Origin of the sequence: Moorena sp. SIO3I8 (genome assembly GCF_010692325.1) — a bacterium.
GTDB lineage: Bacteria > Cyanobacteriota > Cyanobacteriia > Cyanobacteriales > Coleofasciculaceae > Moorena.
On sequence record NZ_JAAHHW010000048.1, the window covers coordinates 13,597 to 34,079 of the forward strand.

General features: G+C 43.9%; 24 protein-coding genes. 10 read left to right on the forward strand and 14 right to left on the reverse strand.

Annotation, left to right across the window (positions count from 1 at the left end; all coding sequences use genetic code 11):
* The first annotated feature begins 110 nt into the window (after positions 1 to 110).
* Entirely contained in the window at positions 111 to 788 is a 678-nt protein-coding gene (gene trmD / locus F6K51_RS18900) for a tRNA (guanosine(37)-N1)-methyltransferase TrmD (protein ID WP_293022827.1), read from the forward strand.
* Here trmD and F6K51_RS18905 read toward each other — a convergent pair.
* The 3 genes from F6K51_RS18905 to F6K51_RS18915 are packed head-to-tail and all read right to left on the reverse strand — an operon-like array spanning position 785 to position 2,598.
* On the reverse strand, positions 785 to 910 hold the full coding sequence (locus F6K51_RS18905) for a hypothetical protein (RefSeq protein WP_293022830.1): 126 nt from the start codon (positions 908 to 910) through the stop codon (positions 785 to 787). The genes trmD and F6K51_RS18905 overlap by 4 nt on opposite strands.
* 27 nt (positions 911 to 937) lie before the next feature.
* A complete protein-coding gene (locus tag F6K51_RS18910; RefSeq protein WP_293022833.1) occupies positions 938 to 2,314 on the reverse strand; it encodes an NCS2 family permease in 1,377 nt (458 codons plus the stop codon).
* Between the two features lie 14 nt (positions 2,315 to 2,328).
* The gene (locus F6K51_RS18915; RefSeq protein WP_293022836.1) at positions 2,329 to 2,598 is read right to left on the reverse strand and encodes a hemolysin XhlA family protein; all 270 of its coding nucleotides are present in this window, start codon (positions 2,596 to 2,598) and stop codon (positions 2,329 to 2,331) included.
* A gap of 142 nt (positions 2,599 to 2,740) precedes the next feature.
* Between F6K51_RS18915 and F6K51_RS18920 the strand changes: the two genes are divergently transcribed.
* The 3 genes from F6K51_RS18920 to F6K51_RS18930 all read left to right on the forward strand — a co-directional run bounded on the left by F6K51_RS18920 (position 2,741) and on the right by F6K51_RS18930 (position 5,525).
* Positions 2,741 to 3,238, forward strand: a complete 498-nt coding sequence (locus F6K51_RS18920; protein WP_293022839.1) for an SET domain-containing protein-lysine N-methyltransferase — start codon at positions 2,741 to 2,743, stop codon at positions 3,236 to 3,238.
* Between the two features lie 68 nt (positions 3,239 to 3,306).
* Positions 3,307 to 4,035 (forward strand): class I SAM-dependent methyltransferase, encoded by a 729-nt coding sequence (locus F6K51_RS18925; RefSeq protein ID WP_293022842.1) that lies wholly within the window; start codon positions 3,307 to 3,309, stop codon positions 4,033 to 4,035.
* A 266-nt stretch (positions 4,036 to 4,301) separates the two neighbouring features.
* Complete coding sequence (locus tag F6K51_RS18930; RefSeq protein ID WP_293022846.1) at positions 4,302 to 5,525, forward strand: hypothetical protein; 1,224 nt, start codon at positions 4,302 to 4,304, stop codon at positions 5,523 to 5,525.
* Between the two features lie 89 nt (positions 5,526 to 5,614).
* Here F6K51_RS18930 and F6K51_RS18935 read toward each other — a convergent pair whose 3' ends face one another.
* The 6 genes from F6K51_RS18935 to F6K51_RS18960 all read right to left on the reverse strand — a co-directional run bounded on the left by F6K51_RS18935 (position 5,615) and on the right by F6K51_RS18960 (position 12,093).
* Entirely contained in the window at positions 5,615 to 6,373 is a 759-nt protein-coding gene (locus F6K51_RS18935) for a thioesterase II family protein (RefSeq protein ID WP_293022849.1), read from the reverse strand.
* Positions 6,373 to 6,510 (reverse strand): hypothetical protein, encoded by a 138-nt coding sequence (locus F6K51_RS18940; RefSeq protein ID WP_293022852.1) that lies wholly within the window; start codon positions 6,508 to 6,510, stop codon positions 6,373 to 6,375. Before F6K51_RS18940 ends, F6K51_RS18935 begins: the two co-directional genes overlap by 1 nt.
* Before the next feature lie 463 nt (positions 6,511 to 6,973).
* Positions 6,974 to 7,534, reverse strand: coding sequence for a hypothetical protein (locus F6K51_RS18945; protein WP_293022855.1), 561 nt, complete (start codon positions 7,532 to 7,534; stop codon positions 6,974 to 6,976).
* A gap of 1,005 nt (positions 7,535 to 8,539) precedes the next feature.
* Positions 8,540 to 9,886: an alkaline phosphatase PhoX gene (locus tag F6K51_RS18950; RefSeq protein ID WP_293022858.1), complete on the reverse strand. Its 1,347-nt coding sequence runs from the start codon at positions 9,884 to 9,886 to the stop codon at positions 8,540 to 8,542.
* A gap of 50 nt (positions 9,887 to 9,936) precedes the next feature.
* Positions 9,937 to 11,157 (reverse strand): transposase, encoded by a 1,221-nt coding sequence (locus tag F6K51_RS18955; protein WP_293022861.1) that lies wholly within the window; start codon positions 11,155 to 11,157, stop codon positions 9,937 to 9,939.
* Positions 11,158 to 11,550: 393 nt separating this feature from the next.
* Positions 11,551 to 12,093 (reverse strand): pentapeptide repeat-containing protein, encoded by a 543-nt coding sequence (locus F6K51_RS18960; protein ID WP_293022864.1) that lies wholly within the window; start codon positions 12,091 to 12,093, stop codon positions 11,551 to 11,553.
* Positions 12,094 to 12,506: 413 nt separating this feature from the next.
* Here F6K51_RS18960 and F6K51_RS18965 point away from each other — a divergent pair, with 413 nt between their 5' ends.
* The 4 genes from F6K51_RS18965 to F6K51_RS18980 all read left to right on the forward strand — a co-directional run bounded on the left by F6K51_RS18965 (position 12,507) and on the right by F6K51_RS18980 (position 17,549).
* Positions 12,507 to 12,659: a hypothetical protein gene (locus tag F6K51_RS18965; protein ID WP_158069392.1), complete on the forward strand. Its 153-nt coding sequence runs from the start codon at positions 12,507 to 12,509 to the stop codon at positions 12,657 to 12,659.
* 1 nt (position 12,660) lies between these two features.
* The gene (locus F6K51_RS18970; protein ID WP_293022869.1) at positions 12,661 to 14,226 is read left to right on the forward strand and encodes a SagB/ThcOx family dehydrogenase; all 1,566 of its coding nucleotides are present in this window, start codon (positions 12,661 to 12,663) and stop codon (positions 14,224 to 14,226) included.
* A gap of 262 nt (positions 14,227 to 14,488) precedes the next feature.
* Entirely contained in the window at positions 14,489 to 15,211 is a 723-nt protein-coding gene (locus tag F6K51_RS18975) for a pentapeptide repeat-containing protein (protein ID WP_293022872.1), read from the forward strand.
* A 454-nt stretch (positions 15,212 to 15,665) separates the two neighbouring features.
* On the forward strand, positions 15,666 to 17,549 hold the full coding sequence (locus F6K51_RS18980) for an alpha/beta hydrolase (protein ID WP_293022875.1): 1,884 nt from the start codon (positions 15,666 to 15,668) through the stop codon (positions 17,547 to 17,549).
* Between the two features lie 11 nt (positions 17,550 to 17,560).
* Here the strand turns inward: F6K51_RS18980 and F6K51_RS18985 are convergent, their stop codons facing one another.
* On the reverse strand, positions 17,561 to 17,719 hold the full coding sequence (locus tag F6K51_RS18985) for a hypothetical protein (protein WP_293022878.1): 159 nt from the start codon (positions 17,717 to 17,719) through the stop codon (positions 17,561 to 17,563).
* On the opposite strand from F6K51_RS18985, the gene F6K51_RS18990 reads away from it, so the two are divergent.
* Both F6K51_RS18990 and F6K51_RS18995 read left to right on the forward strand, forming a co-directional pair.
* Positions 17,700 to 17,840, forward strand: coding sequence for a hypothetical protein (locus F6K51_RS18990; RefSeq protein ID WP_293022881.1), 141 nt, complete (start codon positions 17,700 to 17,702; stop codon positions 17,838 to 17,840). The two genes, F6K51_RS18985 and F6K51_RS18990, sit on opposite strands and share 20 nt — an antisense overlap.
* A gap of 165 nt (positions 17,841 to 18,005) precedes the next feature.
* Complete coding sequence (locus tag F6K51_RS18995) at positions 18,006 to 18,254, forward strand: hypothetical protein (protein ID WP_293022884.1); 249 nt, start codon at positions 18,006 to 18,008, stop codon at positions 18,252 to 18,254.
* Positions 18,255 to 18,381: 127 nt separating this feature from the next.
* Here the strand turns inward: F6K51_RS18995 and F6K51_RS19000 are convergent, their stop codons facing one another.
* The 4 genes from F6K51_RS19000 to F6K51_RS19015 all read right to left on the reverse strand — a co-directional run bounded on the left by F6K51_RS19000 (position 18,382) and on the right by F6K51_RS19015 (position 20,474).
* Positions 18,382 to 18,789, reverse strand: coding sequence for a hypothetical protein (locus F6K51_RS19000; RefSeq protein ID WP_293022887.1), 408 nt, complete (start codon positions 18,787 to 18,789; stop codon positions 18,382 to 18,384).
* 382 nt (positions 18,790 to 19,171) lie between these two features.
* A complete protein-coding gene (locus tag F6K51_RS19005; RefSeq protein ID WP_293022890.1) occupies positions 19,172 to 19,807 on the reverse strand; it encodes a precorrin-8X methylmutase in 636 nt (211 codons plus the stop codon).
* Between the two features lie 157 nt (positions 19,808 to 19,964).
* A complete protein-coding gene (locus tag F6K51_RS19010; protein WP_293022893.1) occupies positions 19,965 to 20,111 on the reverse strand; it encodes a hypothetical protein in 147 nt (48 codons plus the stop codon).
* A 222-nt stretch (positions 20,112 to 20,333) separates the two neighbouring features.
* Positions 20,334 to 20,474: a hypothetical protein gene (locus tag F6K51_RS19015; protein ID WP_293022896.1), complete on the reverse strand. Its 141-nt coding sequence runs from the start codon at positions 20,472 to 20,474 to the stop codon at positions 20,334 to 20,336.
* Positions 20,475 to 20,483 lie beyond the last annotated feature (9 nt).

The window sequence follows — 20,483 nt, forward strand, 5'->3', positions numbered from 1 at the left end:
TGATATTCACGCATTATAGCCTTACCATTTATGCATAATCACTGATTATGTATGTTACCCTCTTCTGACAGGATTCTTAGCTCCAGACCCCTACCCTCCCTTAACTCCTTGTGCGATTTGACATTATCACTCTGTTTCCGGATTTCTTCACCTCTCCCCTGAGTTCAGGGCTGCTTGGTAAGGCACTCCTCAAACAAATAGCCGAAGTGCATCTGATCAACCCCCGAGACTTTGCTACTGACAAGCATCGACGAGTTGATGATGAACCCTACGGTGGTGGGGTGGGAATGTTGATGAAACCAGAGCCGATTTTTGCGGCTGTAGAGTCTTTACCCATTTTACCCCAGCGTGATGTCATCTTAATGACTCCCCAGGGGCAACCGATGAAACAGCAATTGTTCAAAGAATTGGCCACAGGTTATGATCAGCTGGTGATAATTTGTGGACACTACGAAGGTGTGGATGAGCGGGTATTACATTTAGTCACCCGAGAGGTATCACTGGGGGATTTTGTCTTAACCTGTGGAGAAATCCCAGCCCTAGCCATGATTAATGGTGTCACCCGGTTGCTACCAGGAACAGTAGGCAAAGCCGAATCCCTTAAATTAGAAAGCTTTGAAGCCGGGTTACTGGACTATCCTCAGTACACCAGACCTGCTGAGTTTCGGGGATGGAAGGTTCCAGAAGTTCTGTTATCAGGAAATCATGGGGAAATTGACCGTTGGCGTAAAGAGCAGCAAATTCAGAGAACCAAAGAACGCCGTCCTGATTTGTTTGACACTCTCTAAATAGCAAAGGGAACAGGGAGTAGGGAGTAGGGAGTAGGGAATCGGGAATCGGGAGTAGGGAATCGGGAATCGGGAGTAGGGAATCGGGAATCGGGAATCGGGAATCGGGCATGGCTTGTCAAATGAAAATGGTATATAAAAAGAGATTGTCAAGCTCCTACTAAGGCAAACTTTAAGATAAATACTGTTGCTAAAATCCACATGGTAATAGTCGTTTCGTGAACTTTACCCTGAAAAGCCTTCAACAGAGGAAAGGTAATTAAACCGACAGCTAAGCCATCAGCAATCGAATAACTTAAAGGCATGATCAAGATGGTGAGAAATGAGGGAATTGACTCGGCTGGATCGTCCCAATGGATTTTTATAACACTTCCGATCATCAACACTCCAACCATGACTAAGGCTGGTGCTGTGGCAAAGCTGGGAATGGCAGATAGAAAGGGAATGAAAACTATGGATAGGGCAAATAAAATGGCAGTAACAACGGCAGTCAAGCCAGTGCGTCCCCCTTCCAATAGTCCTGATGCAGACTCAATATAGGTGGTTACTGTAGAGGTGCCTAAGATTGCCCCAGCAGTAGTACCGATTGCATCTGCCATAAAGGCTCGCGACCCATGGGCAAATTCCCCCTTTTGATTGATATAACCTGCTTTGACTCCTAGTCCAGTTAGGGTACCAACGGTATCAAACAGATCCACAAACAGTAGCACAAATAGGATACTCAGTAGTTCCCAGATATTGGTCTGAACTACCTGTGACAGACCTACAAATGCCTGACCAAGTAAATCTCCTGGCCACTGGGGTAAGGCAACAATTCCTTGTGGCCAAGGGGCTATCCCCAAAATCCATGCCAGTAATGCGGTGGCGAGAATACCCCACAGCAGGGCTCCGGTAATGCGTCGAGCGATCAAGGCTGAGGTAATTAGAATCCCGACAATGGTTACTAATGTGGCTGGCTCAGTCAAATCTCCCAAGGTAGTGGTAGTTGCCTGAGACTGAGTAATGATACCTGAGCTATTGAGACCAATATAAGCAATAAATAAACCAATGCCTGTGGTGGTGGCTTGTTTAATGCATTCGGGAATCCCAGTGACAATTTTACGGCGAACTCCAGTAACCGTCAGCACTATAAAAATTAATCCTTCAATGAAAACCGCAGCCAGAGCAACCCGCCAATCTATGCCTAAACCCAACACTACTGAAAAGGCAAAGTAGGCATTGAGACCCATGCCTGGTGCTAGGGAAAATGGATATTTGGCATAGAGTCCCATCACTAAGGTTGCCAAAGCAGCTGAAATCCCGGTGGCAATCACTAATTCCCCAAACAAATCCTTGGGTTGTTGGAGGAAAATGGCATTAGACAAAATATCGGGATTGACCACCAGAATGTATGCCATGGTGACAAAGGTGGTTACTCCCGCCAGAATCTCGGTACTAAGTTTGGCTTGGTGTTGATCAAATTGGAAGAATTTAGCGATCGCGATCGCTAACTCTAAAATCCCTAACCTCTGCTGGCTCCAATCCATCCTTTGAGGATAGATTAGGGGTTGCCTGAAATAACAAAACGACCAACACATACCACAAAACCGCCAACTGCTGTGACCAAAATGCCGATCAATGTCCAAATTTGTGCCTTGCTTGAACCGTTTAATTCTTTGAAATCCGTTGCAATCGCGTTTTGCTTGCTCTCTATTTTTATTAGTGTTTCGTTTATCGTGTTGACATCTTTTTGAAGGCTGTCTAGCTTCCCGTTTATGTCTTTTAAGACTTCCTCTAAGGAGTAAGTAATTGTTATGGGTGTCTCGCTCATGGGTTAAATTTCTAATTGATTATTGGTGATGTCATATACCCTTGACTTTTATTGCAAAATATTTTTTACAATAATACCAAATAATTGTATACTAGCTTAGTTTGGTAATACTGCATCCAAAGAATTTGGCTGAGGTAGTTATATGGATGACTTGGTGAAAAACTATATCGCTGAAAAAAAACTAAACGTTGCATCATGGGCCGAGCTCCGGGAGTGTCGTAAAACTGGGAGCAAATCCCTACACACCACTGTCGAGTTTATGCCCGGACAGGTAATCTGTAAATTTGGCGCAAAAAAAAGCCTAGATCGCCCTAATTATTTAACCGTCCAAATTGACGATTGCCAACATATTATGCTCGACCCAGAGTTTTTGCAGTATCTCAATCATAGCTGCGCTCCCAATGTATTTTTCGCTCCGAGCGATCGCGTTGTGAGAGCCATAACTAAAATTAAAATTGGCGAGGAAATGACTTTCTTCTATCCATCAACGGAATGGTCGATGGATAGAGAATTTGATTGTATTTGTCAAAGCAAAGATTGCTTGGGGACTATTCGAGGTGCCGCCTACTTAGCCTTAGATATTTTAACAAAATACAAACTCGCGGAGCATATACAACAGCGCTTGGCTAAAGGACCTTGATGTCTTAAAATTTGCTTGCTCAACAGTTTTAATAAACAGTCTTAAATAAAAGCGGGAGAGCTACCACTATGAATAAATACGATGACATTGCCGAGTATTATGACTCCACTATGAAGAGTGGGTATTACGACTATCCGAAAGAAGCTCAGTCCCTCGACTCTATCCTCAAAGGTCGGAAAAAACTTCTCGAAATAGGGGTGGGAACGGGATTGCTTGCAGAAAAACTGCTGGAATTAGATCCCAGCTATGAGATAACTGGAATAGATTTTAGTCCTGCTATGTTAGAACGGAGTAAAGCTCGTTTGGGAAATCGGGCAAAGGTAGTAGAAGGTAATGTGTTATCAATGGATCTACAGGAATCTTTTGATGGAATATATTCCCATGGGGGTCCGGCAGGTGTATGTCGGGTTGGTAAGGATTACCACTTATACAGTTTTCTGCCCAATTTTGAGGACACCGTTAAAATGTTAGACAATATTGCCCGCCATTTAGTTGACGGAGGCTTGTTTGTACTTAACATTCAAGCCGAAGAAATTGATGCAGATGGCGAGCAAGACATTGGCAACGGCATTGTTTACGCTCAGCAAAAGCATCTCGCTTTCCTAGACAATCAAGAAATGTACTTTTGGGAAACAGATTATCGTTTCAAAAAAGAAGGTGAAATAGTGGCGAGCGATCGCCATAAGTTCTTAATGGTGTACGGCCAACTTCTAGAAGATACGATGAAGGCGGCAGGGTTTAAGTTAAAAGAGGCGACTCGCGACGATTTATATATGGTTTACCAAAAAGTGATGTAAAAGCAAGTTTGAGGTAAGCATTCAGCCGTCAGCCGTGAGCTTTTAGCTCACGCTACGCGAACAGCCGTCAGCTTATTTTATTCAAAAGCTGTTCGGTGTAGCGTGCGCTATGGGCATAAACTGTTCAGTGTAGCGTGGCCACAGGCCTTTGGCTGATAGCTGATACGCGACACGCTAATAGCTGATAGCTGATAGCTGAATGCTTACAGTTTGAGTGCGACGCAACGAGAACAAATTATTCACAACAATTAAGATTTGGCAGTAGCATGATCTCAAAAGACGATAACAACCAAGAAATAAAAGATGGATGGCGAGATGATGTAGCTGAATTTAGAAATTGGATGAAAATTATTCCAACTATTCCTGAGAAATTGTTTAAGATTGCCAGTGATATTCCCACCCCGGCACTGGTGTACGACCTAGATGCCATCACTGACACTGTAACCGCTTTACGAAACGACCTCAGACAAATTCCGAATATTGAGCTTTGTTTGGCTGTTAAAGCAAACCGCTGCCAATCTGTGTTGCGTCATATGGCTAAACTTGGGCTAGGAGCAGACATTACCACCATACAAGAGCTAGATGCTGCCATGGCAGCAGGGCTGTGGCCAATCTACTCTACAGCACCAGGCTTCTCAGTTGCCGACCTTAAGCGTTTGGCAACTGAGGGTGTGATTCCAGATTTGTGCAGTTTGTCTCAGTTGCGTGTCTGGTGTGAAAGCGCTAACCCAGACAAAAGAGTTGGGCTTCGACTTCGCCTTCCTTTTCACGAAGATGCCAAGGCTAAGAATGTAGTAACCAGGTGGAGTAGATTTGGAGTTGATCCAAAAGATTCTGGTCTACACAGCCTAATACAAACCCATAAGCTTGAGGTCGTCCATCTTCATGTTCATGAAGGTGAAACTTTTTCAGAAGCAGATCTACATCAGACCCTTGATTTGCTAGTATCTTGCTTGGAAATCTTTCCTAAAGTTGAAGTGCTCAATCTCGGCGGCGGTTGGGCTTACCTGTTCCATCTGCAAAAACCTGAAGCACAACGGGTTTGGAATCTAGTAAATAAAACCATTACTCGTATCAACAACCAGCGCCAGCAACCAGTGCGGCTTGTGATTGAGCCAGGAATGCTATTGACTATGATGGCGGGCTACCTGGTTGCGGAGGTCAAAGCAGCAGACGATCATCCCTCTGGGCATCGCATTGTGGTTTTGGATACCTCTGCTTGGAACTTGATGTTCTGGGCACCATGTCCAGCAGTTGCTCAGATCCCTTTCCGAGAAGGACCTATGTTGGTGCATGACCTCGCAGGTTGTACCTGTTATGAGACAGATTATTTTTGTCTTAACGAAAAGATGGCAAGAGTAGAGGTTGGTGACCGCGTGATCCTGAATGCATCGGGTGCCTACACGAGCAGTGTGGCACGGAGTCTGCATGGACTACCAATACCGAAAGAGTTTGTCATTCGCGACAACCGTCTATGCCTGGTTGACTGATCATATTGGGTGAGCAAAAAAAAGCTTTTCAAACCCTTTTGCTCCCCGTTCCGTCACCAGACCGGGTTTTCAAGGAAAGACCCAAGGAATCACACTGGCGCGATCGCAAACTTTGTGATCAGCTGCAAAAGCTGATTACACTCCTTATTATTATTAATAAAGAAGTGGCCACCAGGAAACATGTGTACCGTGAAAGTGCTACTGGTTTGGTCACGCCAGGCCGCAAGCTCATCACTGTTGGCGTCGGTATCCTGCAAACCTCCGAAAGCAGATATCGGACAATTAAGTGGGGGTTCGCTAGTGTAGGTATAGGTTTCGTTAATCCCGAAATCCGCTCGCAGGATCGGTAGAAACAGCTCCATTAGCTCCTGGTTTGCTAGCACAGCCTCTGGTGTGCCATTATATTTACGCAATGCTTCGATCAACTCAGACTTGGGCAAGTTATGAAGGGGAGGTTTTCGAGCAGGTACTTGAGGAGCGCGGCGACCGGAAATGAACAGGTGTCGAGGACTCGGGGCTTCCTGGCGGCGGAGTTGACGGGCTAATTCAAAGCTGATGAGTGCTCCCATACTGTGACCAAAAAAGGCAAAGGGGATATCTAGATAGGGCAGTAAAGCTGGTGTTAGGGTTTCAATCAGAGGCAATAGGCTAGTAACCAGGGGTTCCCGCATTCGCTTGCCCCGTCCAGGCAGTTCCACTGGGCAGACTTCGATATGGGGTGCCAATGGGTCTGGCCAAGTGCGAAAGCTTGAAGCAGCACCACCCGCATAAGGAAAGCAAAATAGGCGCAGGCGGGCTTTAGGATTGGGTTGTGGGCGAGTGATCCAAGAGTTGGTAATAATAGTCATTAGTTATTTTGAAGAGAACAGGGAGTAAGGAGTAGGGAGTAGGGAGTAGTGAACGAAATTATCACAATTCCGACACGGATCCCTATCTTTGGAAAGTAATCAATAGACTTCGCCGTAGAAGTTGGGAAATGGATCACTTTTGTAATACAAGATAATAGGCTTAGTTGTTATTTCACCAAGCCCATAAATAGTTTACAATAAATTTTATAATAAAATCCGATTTATATTATAAAATTTATTAAGTTATTTTTATCAGTTTATTGACAATTAATTAAGCTTTAAAAAAGTATTTAAATTATATAATTTTTACTAATAAAATAGTTAAAAATAAATAATGGATATATTTTTGATATCCATTATTTATTTAAAAATAAGATGTGTTTACCCTAAAATTTTAAGCGATCGCTATAACTTACAAAAATTAAATTATATAGTATTTTTAGTTGAGATGTAAACATAGGATTGATAAAAAAAAGGAGCAGGGAGCAGTATTAAAGATCTGCAAAAATTTTTTGATGTTATGATAAATCGACAATATTTTTTATTATACCAGTTTTAAAAAGTCCTGTCATACACTAAGTTGCGCTCCAAGATAGTATCTTAATCAAAAGGTGATGCAGTGATAGGGTGATGACAAGAAAGTGCTAGGTATGAATGTAACTTGGTATGATCTTTTGGTTGGCAGTACTCTTCAGGATTATTTTTAATCGAGAATAAGTGCTGTTTTTTCAGAATTTGCAACCACTCTGCTAGGGATTCTACTTCCGCGTGTAGATGTAGAAACTCTGCTTTGTTGCAAGGATTCTCAGTCCAATCCCCTACTAAATCCAAGCCTCCAGTCAGAAAAGCGGCTTTACAAGCATGGCGTAGAATAGTGCCTCTTTTAGTTTTGGGAATAGTGCCACTAACCAGCAGCAGCACCCCATAGACCTGTAGGTGATAGTGTTGAGCTAGCACCTGAGCAATAGCCTCAATTACCTCATTAATATCCAGGTTTTGCTGATAACTCTGCTTCACCTCCTGAGCAACCACCAACCGCTGGTGACCATTGACCTCTATAGTGAAGGCCGCACCGAAATTTCGTCGCAGTGAAGGATGACTAGTTTCTACTGTCCTTTCAATGTCTTGGAAATAATAGTTACGACCTTGGATAGTAATCAAGTAATTTATCCTTATTAAGCTCTACTAACTTCAGTTTTAGTTCAAGAGCGCGGCTACTGACAAAAAATTCAGGGAAAGTTATGAGAGTTTTTATCAAATGTCATTTTGGACATAACTGACTTAAAAATATCAAAGAACTTATTTTTTTGTTCCCTAGAATTTCAGGCTATCTAACAGTCTTGAGGATCAAAAGCCAAGTTAATCTAGACACCTGACTAGATTAGGCTTTGGGAAGTTTTTTCAGTACCACAGCGTAAGCTACCTGTCTTGAGACCGTCTTTATAGATGATGCAATCCCAAGTATAGGTTGGCGTTTGCGCAATGTTTGAATTACCTGAGCGCGACGTAAGCGATGGGAGCATGTCACTTATGCAGAACATTTGTACATTAGCTATAGCCCCCTCATGGGTAAAAGCCAAGCTCATATGGTACATAGTTCATTTGTTCTGGAACATAGACTTGCTCCCCATCAATTTGTCAGAACAATTTAATAGTAGCCCTGTTATATATCTGTGATCCTCATAAAACTCATAGAAAAACTCATAGAAAAACTCATAGAAAAACTCATATCTCACGAAAAACTCAGGGAGCATGCCACTTATGCAGCAACATTAGTACATTATCTGGGGAATGGGGAATGGGGAATGGGGAATGGGGAATAGGGGGAGCATGTCACAAAGCGCCGAATATTTGGGGAGCAGGTCAATTTTGTAAGAACACTTGAACTACAAACCCTTGAACTACAGTGTTTTCGGGGCTTCAGTACCAGTCAGGAGTTTTTAGTACATTTGTTCTAATAATTTGACCTGCTCCCCAAGACCAGAGCACTTGAGACCAGCCAGACAGTTAACTCAAGTGCTCATAAAAGTAAATTGATCATCGAGTGATGCAGTGATGAGATAATGAGGGGATAGAACTATCATCGGTCAAGTGCTTGATTGACTGATTGTTTATTTTGTATTGTTTATTGTGTCAACTTCTATGAGTTGACCACCCCTGTAGACTCTAAACCCAAGGACCTTGAATTGCAAATGTGATACCAGGCTCTTGAATGTTCACAAACATGATCCGACCATTGGGTGAGAAGCAAGCACCAGCAAATTCACTGCTGTTGAGGGCATTCCGTGCCAACTGGTAAAGCTCACCTTTAGGATTGACCCCAACCAGGAATTGGTCACCACCACCATCTTCACAGAGGATGAGATCTCCAGAAGGACTAATGGTCACATTATCTGGGTGTTCTAGTAAGCTGCGGTCATGGGACTCAATAAACAGTTCAATGGTGCCACCCTCTTGGGGATTGCTACCAGGAACATAGCGCCAGACTTGACCAGCTCCATTGGCCCATCCAGTCTTTGGATTTAAAGAACCACCACTAGTACAGGTAAAGTAAACCTCATTATTACCGTACCATGCCCCTTCTCCCCTGGTAAATTGGGTTGCTCCCTTAGCAAAACCTTCCACCCGCACAGTATCTTCTTCCGGGTCTACATCCTCAATCCGAACCCATTCTACTGCCATGGGTTTACCGACAGGGAAGTTTTTAACAGTGATTTTCTGAAATGTTCCCTGGATCTTTAATGCCTCCAGTACACCCCCTGCTTTTAAGTTGCTTGGTTGCTTGGGAATAAAGCGATAGAACAGACCATCCATCCTGTCTTCAGTCTGATAAACAATCCCAGTCTTGGGATCTACTGCAACGGCTTCATGGTTAAAACGACCCATTGCCACTAGAGGCTCAGCTTGCACTACTTCACCGGTAATGGGCACTTCAAAGTTATAGCCGTGCTTCATCGAAACACTTCTGGGGTCATCTACCGGATAAGTGGTGGGAGTAACGGTGCTTTCTTCACAAGTAATCCATGAACCCCAAGGGGTTGGTCCACCACTACAGTTTCGCTCAGTACCAGCAAGGGAAGTGTACTGTTTGACCAGTTGACCATTGGCTCCCACTACTAGTGTTGTCGTCCCACCCAGACACATGGGGTCATACTTGATATACTCTACTGCTACCAATCCATGTTTATCCAGTTGATGGGGGCTAAGTTCATGATTGCGCACCAGGACAGTATTGCCTCCCGGTGCAGGAAAAGCACCCATGCCATCGGGTCTACCAGGCACCAAATTGCTATCACTCATGGTGTCACCTGTGCGGGATAAAATTTTATAGCTAAATCCGGCTGGCAGGTCTAATAATTGATTAGGGTCTGGCTGAAGTGAACCGAAGCCTTTACCTCGAAATGCTTTACCAAGAGCCTTCTTGGCAAAAACCTCTTTCAACGGGGATGCCAGAATTACACTGGCGGTGCTAGCACTGGCTAAGGCAAAGAAGTGACGTCGTGATAAAGTCATTGGTGGATAACGGATAGGTGTTTGATCAGTGACATACTCCCGACGTTGCCCTAACGGGACAACGCGGGCTTCTTACCAACACCAGCCACTGCTTCGGTTACTCGGTAAGCTTTATTACTGACGGAATGCCCTACCGCCAAATTTAATATATTGATTGCCGCATTTACATCCCGATCCGCCACATAACTACAGTGAGGACAAGAATGAATGCGGTCTTTTATTTTTTTGGGAACTTTCTTTCCACAGTTAGAGCAGTTTTGGCTAGTGTTGCGGGGATTTACTGCTTTCGTGATTAGTCCAGCATTTAAGGCTTTGACTGACAAGATAGACAGAAATTGACCCCAACCAGCATCAAGGACTGACTTTGCCATTTTGGTTTTAGCCAGACCTTTAATATTAAGTTTTTCGTGAGCCACTAGATCATGACTATCTAGCAACTCTTTCGCGGTCTTGAAATGGAAATCTTTTCTGGTATCAGCAACCTTCTTATGGGCTTTTCCAAGTTTTGTTACAGCCTTTTTTCGGTTGTTGCTACCTTTTTTAGACCTGCTGACAGCTTTTTGGATTTTCTTTAGTCTCTTCTGAGCCTTTCGGTAGTACTGAGGAATGAGCACCTCGGAACCATCAGATTTTACCAAGAAAGACTTAAGACCCATATCTATACCAACGGGATTAGCAACATTATCTATCGGAATAACATCCGGAATGGTATCATCTTGAATTGACAGCGTAACATAATAGCCGTCAGCCTTTCGGGTTATAGTAGCTGTCTTGACTTTGAATCCTTCAGGAATAGATCTGTGGTAGATCATCTTGACTTGCCCAAATTTTGGAAGAGTCAGAATACTGCCATTGATAGGATTCTTGGAGAGAGACGGAAAAGTAAAGGAGCGATATCTGTTCTTTCCTTTAAACCTTGGTCTTCCGCTCTTTTTTCCGTTGCTGTCACCCTTTAAAAATCGCGCTATAGCCAGGTCTACTCTTTTAACACAGTCTTGTAAGACATGAGCATGAATTTCTCCATACCAAGGTCTATCTTTCTTTAATTGAGGTAGAGTCCTCTTTTGAGAAAAATAGTCGGGATTGTTCCTTAGGTTTGGTAAATGACAAACAATAGGACAGGAATTTATGGAGCAACGATTCTGTTCATACCAGTTAAACCTGTCTGCCAATAGATAGTTATATTGATAGCGCAGCATGTCTAACCACTTTTCTATTTTGGCAGTCTGTGACTTAGTTAGTCGCAGTCGGTACTGGTATGCTGATCTCATTATTGCTGCCTCCTGTTTTTCGACCTATTATTCTAGTAACAGATGTAATTACATGTGTCAATGCATAATGAAAGATAAAACACTGATGATTCGACTGACTAATTTCGAGAAAAAACAGCTGAAACAAGAAGCTGAACGCAGGGGAATGACCTGTTCTGAATTACTGAGGAGTTTAATAGCTCGTTTCCCTGTCCCCAAAGAGTCCTAGTTGGTGACTCCGTTTTACGCTCGTCACCGGGCTATCCTTCCTAGAGACGAAACCTGATTGTTAGTGGAGCCTTAATCATAAAGTTTTAACCCTTTTATGCATAACCGACCAACCATAAAGGCTCCACTATCCTTACGGTAACTTTGAGACGCTGACCCTATTGGGTACAGCGCGGGGCTGCCGCCCTAAAGCTCAGACAGATCTGCTCTATGCCCATCAGGATAAATCGTCGAACTATCCAAGTAGGCATCACAAATATCGACGTTCTCGGCTCGAAATAAGTTGCAACCCCTCAACTGAGCCTTAGTAAGGATAGCTCTTTTCAGGTTAGCATTACTCAAATTGGCATGGCTGAGATTGGCATGGCTAAGGTCAGTGTCCCTCAAGTCCGCTGCTTGGAGATTGGCACCAGCGAGATTTGCCCCCTGTAAATTAGCACGACGTAGATTTGCTCTGAACAGATTGGCATTCTGAAGATCCGCCCCAGAGAGATTGGTCTGGTAGAGTTGGGCATCACTTAACTGAACTGCTTGAAGTTGAGCTTGCTGCAACTTGGCTTGACTTAGATTAGAGTAAGGCAGGTAAGTCTTGTTAAGATTGCTGCTGCTCAGGTCAATTGCTTGTATATCTGCTTCAAACAGGTCAGCTTCACTGATATCTACTCCACTAAAGTCTCGTCTACCCCTAGCGTATTGTTCAAGTAACTCCGATCCACCAATCTTTTTCATTGCGCTATAGATAGGTCAGCTTTTGCCGCCCAATACCAATTTATAAAATAATGTCAATGCGTATTTATGCTTAATTATTTTATAAAGGTATAACTTTGTAGCGCCTTACACAGTTAATTATAATTCTTTTTTAATATTTGTGAACATTTGCTACGTAAAAATAAAAATCCTTGACAATCTAAGTTTTTTTTGTTATGAAGTTTTTATTTTATCGGTAAAGGTAGGGAACAGGGAACAGGGAACAGGGAACAGTGATAAGATTTTGCAGGGAGTAGCTGCTGAGTGGTGATAGCTGACCGCTCAAGGTATCAAACAGAAAAAAGTGATGTTATCAGCAGGGAGAGCCACTGGGGAAACTGCCTAGTGGTCAAGGTCGGGAGCTATCCAGGAAGTATAAGTCTAGATTAGACCTCTTGCAAAAGTATTTTTCTGATAGTGTTTACGTAAATTCTTGTCCACTGTTCCCTGTTCCCTATTCCCTGTTCCCTATTCCCTGTTCCCGACAACTGCAAGAAGTCTATTGGTGTAAAGATATTAAGCAAAGCTTCCTGTTCTGTTGCAACTAAGATGTCACAACTGCCAGTATCAATCGCTCAGCACTACCACGAGCGCACCAAATATGCTCCAGAAACCATATCAGCCAAAAATAAGGGCTTAGACTGGGAGAAGCAGCCGATACCTTTTAAAGACTACAAAGTTGGGACTAACTTTGACCTAAAACCATACTTCTCACAAGACCGGGAGCAGTTTACCTCTGAACCGAGTAAGACTTGGTGGCGGCTGTCCCAGTTACTACTGTGTAGTTATGGTTTGACGGCTAGGCTGGAGACAATGGGACCACCACTTTATCTGAGGGCAGCTCCCTCTGCTGGTGGCTTATACCCAGCTGAAGTTTATTTGATTTCCCGTGGTACTCCCGTATTACCATCAGGACTGTACAACTATCAGTGTCTTACCCATTCTCTAGTTCATTTTTGGCAGAGTGACGTTTGGAGTACACTGCAAGAGGCTTGCTTCTGGCACCCAGTTTTGGAGAGTACGGAACTCGCTATTGTAACTACAGCGGTATTTTATCGCTCCGCCTGGCGCTATGAAGACCGGGCATACCGCAGAATTTTTCTAGACACTGGTCATCTGCTAGGTAATATTGAGTTAGCTGGGGCTTTGAGTGATTACCGACCTCACCTAATTGGTGGGTTTGCTGATGAAAAAGTTAATGAACTGCTTTATCTAGACCTGGAACAAGAAGGAGCGATCGCAGTAATTCCCCTGGCCGATCAGCTCAAAGTTGAACAAAACTTGCCCATCGCCCCAACTGTGTTAGCATCTCCTACTGAGGTTAATTACCCAGACATTCCAGATGGAGAATTATTGGGGTATTTGCACCGCGCTACGGAAATTAAGCAGGGTGGTGATTGGAAGGCTAAAGGTAATAATTCAAAGAGTACAAAAATTGACGACCAGTTAGAAGACAAGTACAACTTTCCGTTTTGTGATAAAGTTTCAACTTCTACAAACCCCATAGATTGGGGGGAGTTAACCAGCTCAGGTAATGTACCGAAAGCATGTTTAGATACTATTCTAAAACGACGCTCTACCCGAGCTTATAGTGCAGCTAATCTGACCTTGGAGGAGCTAAAAGCTCTTTTGGATTTTACATACCAACCTCAGCATTACATTGAGCAGGGGTTAGATGGAACACCAGATTATTTTGATTTAAGTTTAATCGAAACATTTATAGCAGTATCTGGGGTAAATGATCTAGAAGAAGGCTGCTATTATTATGCGCCTAACGCTCAAGAATTGCGGCAAATTCGCTTTAAAAACTTCCGGCAGGAATTGCATTTTCTGTGTTTAGGGCAAGATTTGGGTCGAGATGCCAGAGCAGTGGTGTTCCACACGGCAGACTTACAAAAAGCAGTGGCTCGATTAGGCGATCGCGCTTACCGTTACTTGCACATGGATGCTGGTCATCTAGGACAGCGGCTGAATCTAGCAGCTATTTACCTGGGTTTAGGAGTAAGTGGTATTGGTGGCTTCTTTGATGACCAGGTAAATGAAGTTTTGGGTATCCCTGTTGATGAAGCGGTTGTTTATATTACGACTTTGGGGCGTCCTAGAACACGGCTTTGAGGTTTCGGGAGTAGGGAGTAGGGAGTAGGGAGTAGGGAGATGGGGAGGTGGGGAGATGGGGAGATGGGGAGAATGTCTGGTTTTGAAACAAAAGCCACACCCAAGCTATAACGGCTTGGGTGTGGCTTTTTAGGCGGCTATTTTATACAAAAACGGCGGCTATAAGGGAAAATATTAACAAAAATGTAAACTTTGTTTTCGTTATGTTACATTAAATTTAATACTTTCTTAAGCATTCGTACCTAGAGGACTAATCAACTACATGGCGGAACCAACCCATCTGGCTGAGCTTGAGCAGGGTATAAAACTCTGGAATCAATGGAGAGACAATCATCCCAAACTGATCCCTGACCTGATGGAGGTAGACCTGAGTGGGAAAAACCTCAATGGTTTCAATCTCTTTCAAGCGGAGCTAATGGGAGCTAACTTGAGTGGGTCATTGCTGATTTATACTGACCTGACTGAGGCTTGTGTAGTTGGGGCAATTTTTGATAAAGCTATTCTTCGTCACGCTTACTTGAATAGAGCCAAGCTTACCCGTACATCCTTTCAAAGAGCAGACCTGACTATGACATCTTTGGAAGAGGCTAACCTAATTAGGGTTAACTTTTCTCTGGCAGACCTTGAGGGAGCTAATTTGTATAGAACTAACCTGATTGCTGTGAATTTCACCAAAGCCAATCTGAGTAGGGTCAACTTCACTGAGGCGGTGATGACTGGGGCTAATCTTAATGAAGCTCAACTGATTGGTAGTAATTTTGATAAAGCTAATTTAACAGGAGCAGATCTGGTTAAGGCTAATCTGAAAGGGGCTAACCTTAGTCAAGCTAATCTTAGTTATACCAACCTCAGAGAAGCTAACCTTAGTGAAACCAACCTCAGAAAAGCGAATCTTACCGGAGCTGATTTAACTCATGCCAACCTTCGGGGGGCTAATCTGATTGAAGCGGAACTTGATGGGGTGATATTGAATACGAGTATTTAGTTATATAGGAAAGGGAGTAGGGAGTAGGGAGTAGGGAGTAGGGAGTAGGGAGATGGGGAGATGGGGAGATGGGGAGATGGGGAGATGGGGAGATGGGGAGATGGGGAGATGGGGAGATGGGGAGATGTTTATTAAGGGTAATTGTCATAACATGATCTAACAGCAGGGTAGGGTGGGGAGGATAAATGCCATTGACCTTGGCCTTTAGGCCACGCTACGCGAATGGTCACGCTACACGAACACTTCTGAGCTGATAGCTTATAACTGATAGCTTATAACTGATAACTGATAACTGATAGCTGATAACTGATAGCTGATAACTGATAGCTGATAGCTGATAGCTTACCCTTTAGTGCATAAGTGGTGCAGAAAAAATATTTCGATAGGCTTGTCGAGTCTTGATTAAGTCGGCTTTGATCGAAATATCCGCACTCACATTCTGCATAAATCGCTAATGATGAATTTTCAGCTGCCATGGTCTGATCGCCGCCATACCTCTGAATCTTCTGTGAAGAAAAAACACTGTAATGGTTCAATAGGTCAAATTAAAAAAATCAGACAGGGTGCTCTAGGTAGTCTCTTTGTGACTCTGTTTTGGGCAATTACCCCACCAGTTTTTGCCGCTGAGTATCTCACTCTACGTTTAGGGCCATTTGAGCAATCGGTCGCTATCACGGAATTAGAAACCTTTGCTGAGACAGGGGAGTTATCACCAGCACTGCAACCCTATGGAGATATCCTCACGCCACAGATCCGGAAGATTTTGACCAATAGCCTCAAACTCAACCCTAAGACCACAGAAACCTTTATTAATGACCTTCTCCTCTCCAGCGATGGCGCACGGTTGTTGGAAAGACTAGGGTTAGCACTCCCTGATAGTAGTTTAGAGCAATTAAAAGCTGCGCTGTTGTTAGGAGCAAGGCAAGTCAATGGTTTAAGTGTGCTGAGTTTTTTACGGGCTTATCCAGGAGAAAATATCACTTTGGATGCTTCGTCTGCTGTTGGCATTGCCCTACAGCTCAATGCTTCCTACTGGAAGAGTTTAGCAGTTGGTCCAATTTTAGAGCAAGATTTGGCTGTTGCGGACGCTGCCACCTTTCGCCCTAAATTTGACCCTGCTAGTATTGGTCCTCAATTGGTTAAACAGCGTAAACTAAGACTAAGAGACCAACAACGGCAACGTACTATTATTGTAGATCTATACTGGGCTGATGATACTACTGGACCTTTGGTAGTTCTCTCCCACGGATTTGCTGCAGACCGCAAATTTCTGAGATATTTAGCACGCCATCTAGCGTCTCATGGTCTTACTGTTGCTTCCCTAGAGCATCCTGGCAGCAACTTTACCAGGATTAACAACTTGTCAGCACCAGGTAAACTTGGGGATTTGTTACCTCCGGGGGAGTTTATTGACCGCCCCAAAGATGTCAGCTTTCTCCTGGATGAGTTGGCTGACATCAATCAGAGATATTCTACCATGCTTGGGAAACTGAATACTCAACAAGTTACAATTATTGGTCATTCATTGGGGGGCTACACGGCTTTAGCGTTGGCTGGGGGAAAACTAAATTTAGAGGAACTGCGACAGTTTTGTAAAAATCGCTCTCCTGTGGGCAGATCCCCAGCAGATTGGTTCCAATGTGCAGCGGCTGATTTACCAGAAGACGAGGTTAATCTTACTGATCAGCGAGTGGTGCAAGCGATCGCTTTGAATAGCGTAACGGGGCGTTTGTTTGGTACTAAGGGTTTGCGTCATGTTACTGTACCAACTTTAATGTTAACGGGTACCGAGGATGCCATTACACCAGCGCTAGACCATCAGTTACGGTCTTTTAATCAGTTGGGGGGTTCTAAGTATTTGATCAGCGCCATTGGTGGCACTCACCTCAGTGTGACTGACCCGAAAAATCTTAACGATGCGATCGCTAGAAGTACTTTAGTCAAAGAGGTGGTTGGGGACGATGCCCATAGCCTGCGGCAACTGGTCAAAGGTGTAAGTTTAGCGTTTATTAAGCAGCTAACTCCAGAAGCTCAACGCTATGAACCATTTTTAACCCCAGCCTACGCTCAATCTCTTTCGAGTCCCAAAATTTCCTTGCGTCTGAGTACAAAATTACCTGCTACCATGGCAACTTGGTTTCAAGTTATATCCGTGGGAAATCAGCAGGTTGCTATTAACTTTAAGGACGTAAATTATGGATCGCTCAGCTCAATTCAGTTCTATTTTTATCCTAACACTAAATTCATGACACCGAATACTTTTTGCATTGGACAGCTGAATCAATTGTTTACTAAACTTGTTAACAAGTACCGCGAAAAAGCAACTCGCCTCAGTTAAGTTTAATAGTTTTAGGGAGTAGGGAGTAGGGAGTAGGGAGTAGGGAATAGGGAATAGGGAATAGGGAGTGTGGGGAGATGGGGAGATGGGGAGATGGGGAGATGGGGAGATGGGGAGAATAATTCCTGTAGGGTGGGCAGTGCATGATTGGTGATTAATTGGCTTGCCATCGGGAAGGTAAGCACTGCCCACCCTACGATTAATATTACTGCATCACTATTCTCTAGTCCCGATTCCCGATTCCCGATTCCCGATTCCCGATTCCCTTCCCCCCTTATTAAGGGGGGTTAGGGGGGATTCCGATTCCCGATTCCCGATTCCCGATTCCCTTAATTAATTGGTAGTTTAGGATTATAAAGTTTTATAACTTATAGCCAATATGGCCAGACTTTTCTATTAGTCATGCTGGAAGTTTATATTAAGACTTAATAGAAATTAATTGGGTATATCGCTATCATGGAAATCTTTGATCTAGGTTTCGTCGAGAGGTTAGAAAGTGACAGCTTTGTCTCTGACAGTAGTGATCAGAAAATGCCTGATGTTGTCGGTGGTAAAAGTAGCAGGATTCGTTGGCCTCATAATGATGAACCGCAGCAGCAGCCTACTACAATTGTGACCATACCCATAGAATTACCGTATTGTCCTCTTTACTTATTTCCTGATGGCACAATTGGGCATAAATGTTTTGATACTCGTCCTTTTTAAGGATAGCGGTAATAATATTCATTTATCTTATTCATAAGGTACACAGGATTTATTCCCTGTTCCCTATTCCCTGTTCCCTAAAATCTACAACTTGTGTATCTCACCTATTTGATTTTTGCTATAGTCACTACACCCAGCCAACCGCATTTTTGATTTGATATACCGCCAACTCCCGGTCTATATGTTTCTTGGCTTTAAGAATCGGACTGTTAGGACTTTTGTACCAGCGCTGGGAGCGGAAACAAAAACCATTGGGCGTTATTGCCTCCCAACTATAGCGAGTGCGATCAATCAATAACCAAATTTCATAAGAGTGATAGGTCTGTTGGGGAAATTTAAGAATACCAATTTCTAGCAGAATGCTCATGCGCATCCGCGATCGCTCTATACGTTTGAGTAATTCCAGAAAACACAATGCTGCCCGTTTAGCCGCCTCATGAGTGGGGTAACGGTAGCGATCGCGGGGTTCAAATTTGAAGTCTCGACTACTAAGGCGGAAATGAAACTTGCCTGAAGCATCCTCGACATATATCACACTCCAAGGGGTTTTCGGGTACTTTACACAAAAACCTGGAGCTATTAATTTAACCGCAGTTGCCATCCTTATCCCTTTGCTAAACCGTTGCTGAGAGGATCTTAACCAAATTTTTCTCGATCACCAACGGAGGGTTTTGGTCAATGAGCCTGACCGAAGGTCATTACCCATTACCGATTACCCATCATTCTCAATCATGCCACAATTGAGCCACGCCCTTTTATATCATGTCAGGATAATTACCCTTAATAAAAATCTCCCTATCTCCCCATTTCCCCACCTCCCCATCTCCCCACCTCCCCATCTCCCCATCTCCCCATCTCCCCATCTCCCCACACCTCCCACCCTTTCCTTAATTATGGGTATTCAACCAGACTTGATATTAGGCATGTGAGAGATCAATATCATCCTGGCCGTAGGCTTGCCAAGCCAAGTCTACTAAGCCATCAACAATAGCAGCAGCTACTACCGCAGAACCCTTACGACCATCAATCCGAATGTGGGGAATTAAAGAGTCCGTCAACCGAGATTTAGCCACATCCACCTCTACAAATCCCGCAGGTACCCCAATCACCAAGGCTGGTCGAATTTCCTCTGCTTCAATCAACTCCACCAATACTGTCAAAGCTGTCTGAGCTTGACCAATAACAAAAATTCCTTCTGGATAGCGTCTAGCTAAGGTTTGCATCCCCCAGGCTGCCTTAGTCTTTTGTTTTTGGGGACGAGTGAGGGTTTCCATGCTGCAATACACCGGATTAGCAAAGGTATGTTGAATGTGGGGAGTGATCCCCACTTGTACCATTGGCACATCCACTACAATTGTGCTACGAGCAGCTAGAGCTGCTGCTCCTGCTTGTAATGCCCGCTCAGAAAAATGAATCAGAGACTTATACTCAAAGTCGGCTGTGGCATAAATCACCCGCCGCACAATCTCGTATTCTGCTGGTGAAAAGACATGCTCGCCTATTTCACGGTCAATAATTGCCAGACTTTGGGCATCAGTTATATGCCATTCCATGAGGACTCTTCAGACAAACTGGTTGTGATTATTTTGACATTATTATGCTTGCTCTAGGGGTTTTCATATTAGGGAATAGGGAATAGGGAATAGGGAATAGGGAATAGGCAAGAGGCAAGCTAGCAAGCTAGCAATAGGCAAGCTAGCAATAGGCAAGCTAGCAACAGGCAAGAGGCAAGAGGCAAGCTAGCAAGCTAGCAACAGGCAATAGGCAAGCTAGCAACAGGCAACAGGGAAAACTGATCTGACTCCCCATCTCCCCATCTCCCCATCTCCCCATCTCCCCATCTCCCACACTCCCCATCTCCCCATCTCCCCCACACTCCCCACACCTCCCACACTCCCGACTCCCTACTCCCTACTCCCTACTCCCTACTCCCTACTCCCTACTCCCTGTAACTAAAAATTAAGAATAATTGCAATTTGATTCAGATTCTCTTATATCCCTAATCGATATGTTTAGCTTGGCAAGAGGATTTGGCGAATTAGATACCAGGGAAAGAACACTTATCCCTAAGGATAGTCATTACCTCGGACTTCTGAGAAAATCTAAATCACGAGAGGTCTTAAGGCTGTTCGCGTAGCGTGGCCAAAGGCCAAGGCTGTTCGCGTAGCGTGGCCAAAGGCCAAGGCTGAAACTCTCTTGGTTGCTGAGTAACAAATCCATAAAATTGTT

Bases quoted from the DNA above. Each gene is read 5' to 3' on its own strand.
- F6K51_RS18995 (WP_293022884.1), top strand. From the start codon at position 18,006: ATGGAAATCTTTGATCTAGGTTTCGTCGAGAGGTTAGAAAGTGACAGC.
- F6K51_RS19005 (WP_293022890.1), bottom strand. From the start codon at position 19,807: ATGGAATGGCATATAACTGATGCCCAAAGTCTGGCAATTATTGACCGT.
- F6K51_RS18935 (WP_293022849.1), bottom strand. From the start codon at position 6,373: ATGACTATTATTACCAACTCTTGGATCACTCGCCCACAACCCAATCCT.
- F6K51_RS18955 (WP_293022861.1), bottom strand. From the start codon at position 11,157: ATGAGATCAGCATACCAGTACCGACTGCGACTAACTAAGTCACAGACT.
- F6K51_RS18950 (WP_293022858.1), bottom strand. From the start codon at position 9,886: ATGACTTTATCACGACGTCACTTCTTTGCCTTAGCCAGTGCTAGCACC.
- F6K51_RS18925 (WP_293022842.1), top strand. From the start codon at position 3,307: ATGAATAAATACGATGACATTGCCGAGTATTATGACTCCACTATGAAG.
- F6K51_RS18960 (WP_293022864.1), bottom strand. From the start codon at position 12,093: ATGAAAAAGATTGGTGGATCGGAGTTACTTGAACAATACGCTAGGGGT.
- F6K51_RS18910 (WP_293022833.1), bottom strand. From the start codon at position 2,314: ATGGATTGGAGCCAGCAGAGGTTAGGGATTTTAGAGTTAGCGATCGCG.
- F6K51_RS18915 (WP_293022836.1), bottom strand. From the start codon at position 2,598: ATGAGCGAGACACCCATAACAATTACTTACTCCTTAGAGGAAGTCTTA.
- F6K51_RS19010 (WP_293022893.1), bottom strand. From the start codon at position 20,111: ATGGGGAGTGTGGGAGATGGGGAGATGGGGAGATGGGGAGATGGGGAG.
- F6K51_RS18930 (WP_293022846.1), top strand. From the start codon at position 4,302: ATGATCTCAAAAGACGATAACAACCAAGAAATAAAAGATGGATGGCGA.
- F6K51_RS18920 (WP_293022839.1), top strand. From the start codon at position 2,741: ATGGATGACTTGGTGAAAAACTATATCGCTGAAAAAAAACTAAACGTT.
- F6K51_RS18980 (WP_293022875.1), top strand. From the start codon at position 15,666: ATGATGAATTTTCAGCTGCCATGGTCTGATCGCCGCCATACCTCTGAA.
- F6K51_RS18975 (WP_293022872.1), top strand. From the start codon at position 14,489: ATGGCGGAACCAACCCATCTGGCTGAGCTTGAGCAGGGTATAAAACTC.
- F6K51_RS18985 (WP_293022878.1), bottom strand. From the start codon at position 17,719: ATGGCAAGCCAATTAATCACCAATCATGCACTGCCCACCCTACAGGAA.
- F6K51_RS18970 (WP_293022869.1), top strand. From the start codon at position 12,661: ATGTCACAACTGCCAGTATCAATCGCTCAGCACTACCACGAGCGCACC.
- F6K51_RS19015 (WP_293022896.1), bottom strand. From the start codon at position 20,474: ATGGATTTGTTACTCAGCAACCAAGAGAGTTTCAGCCTTGGCCTTTGG.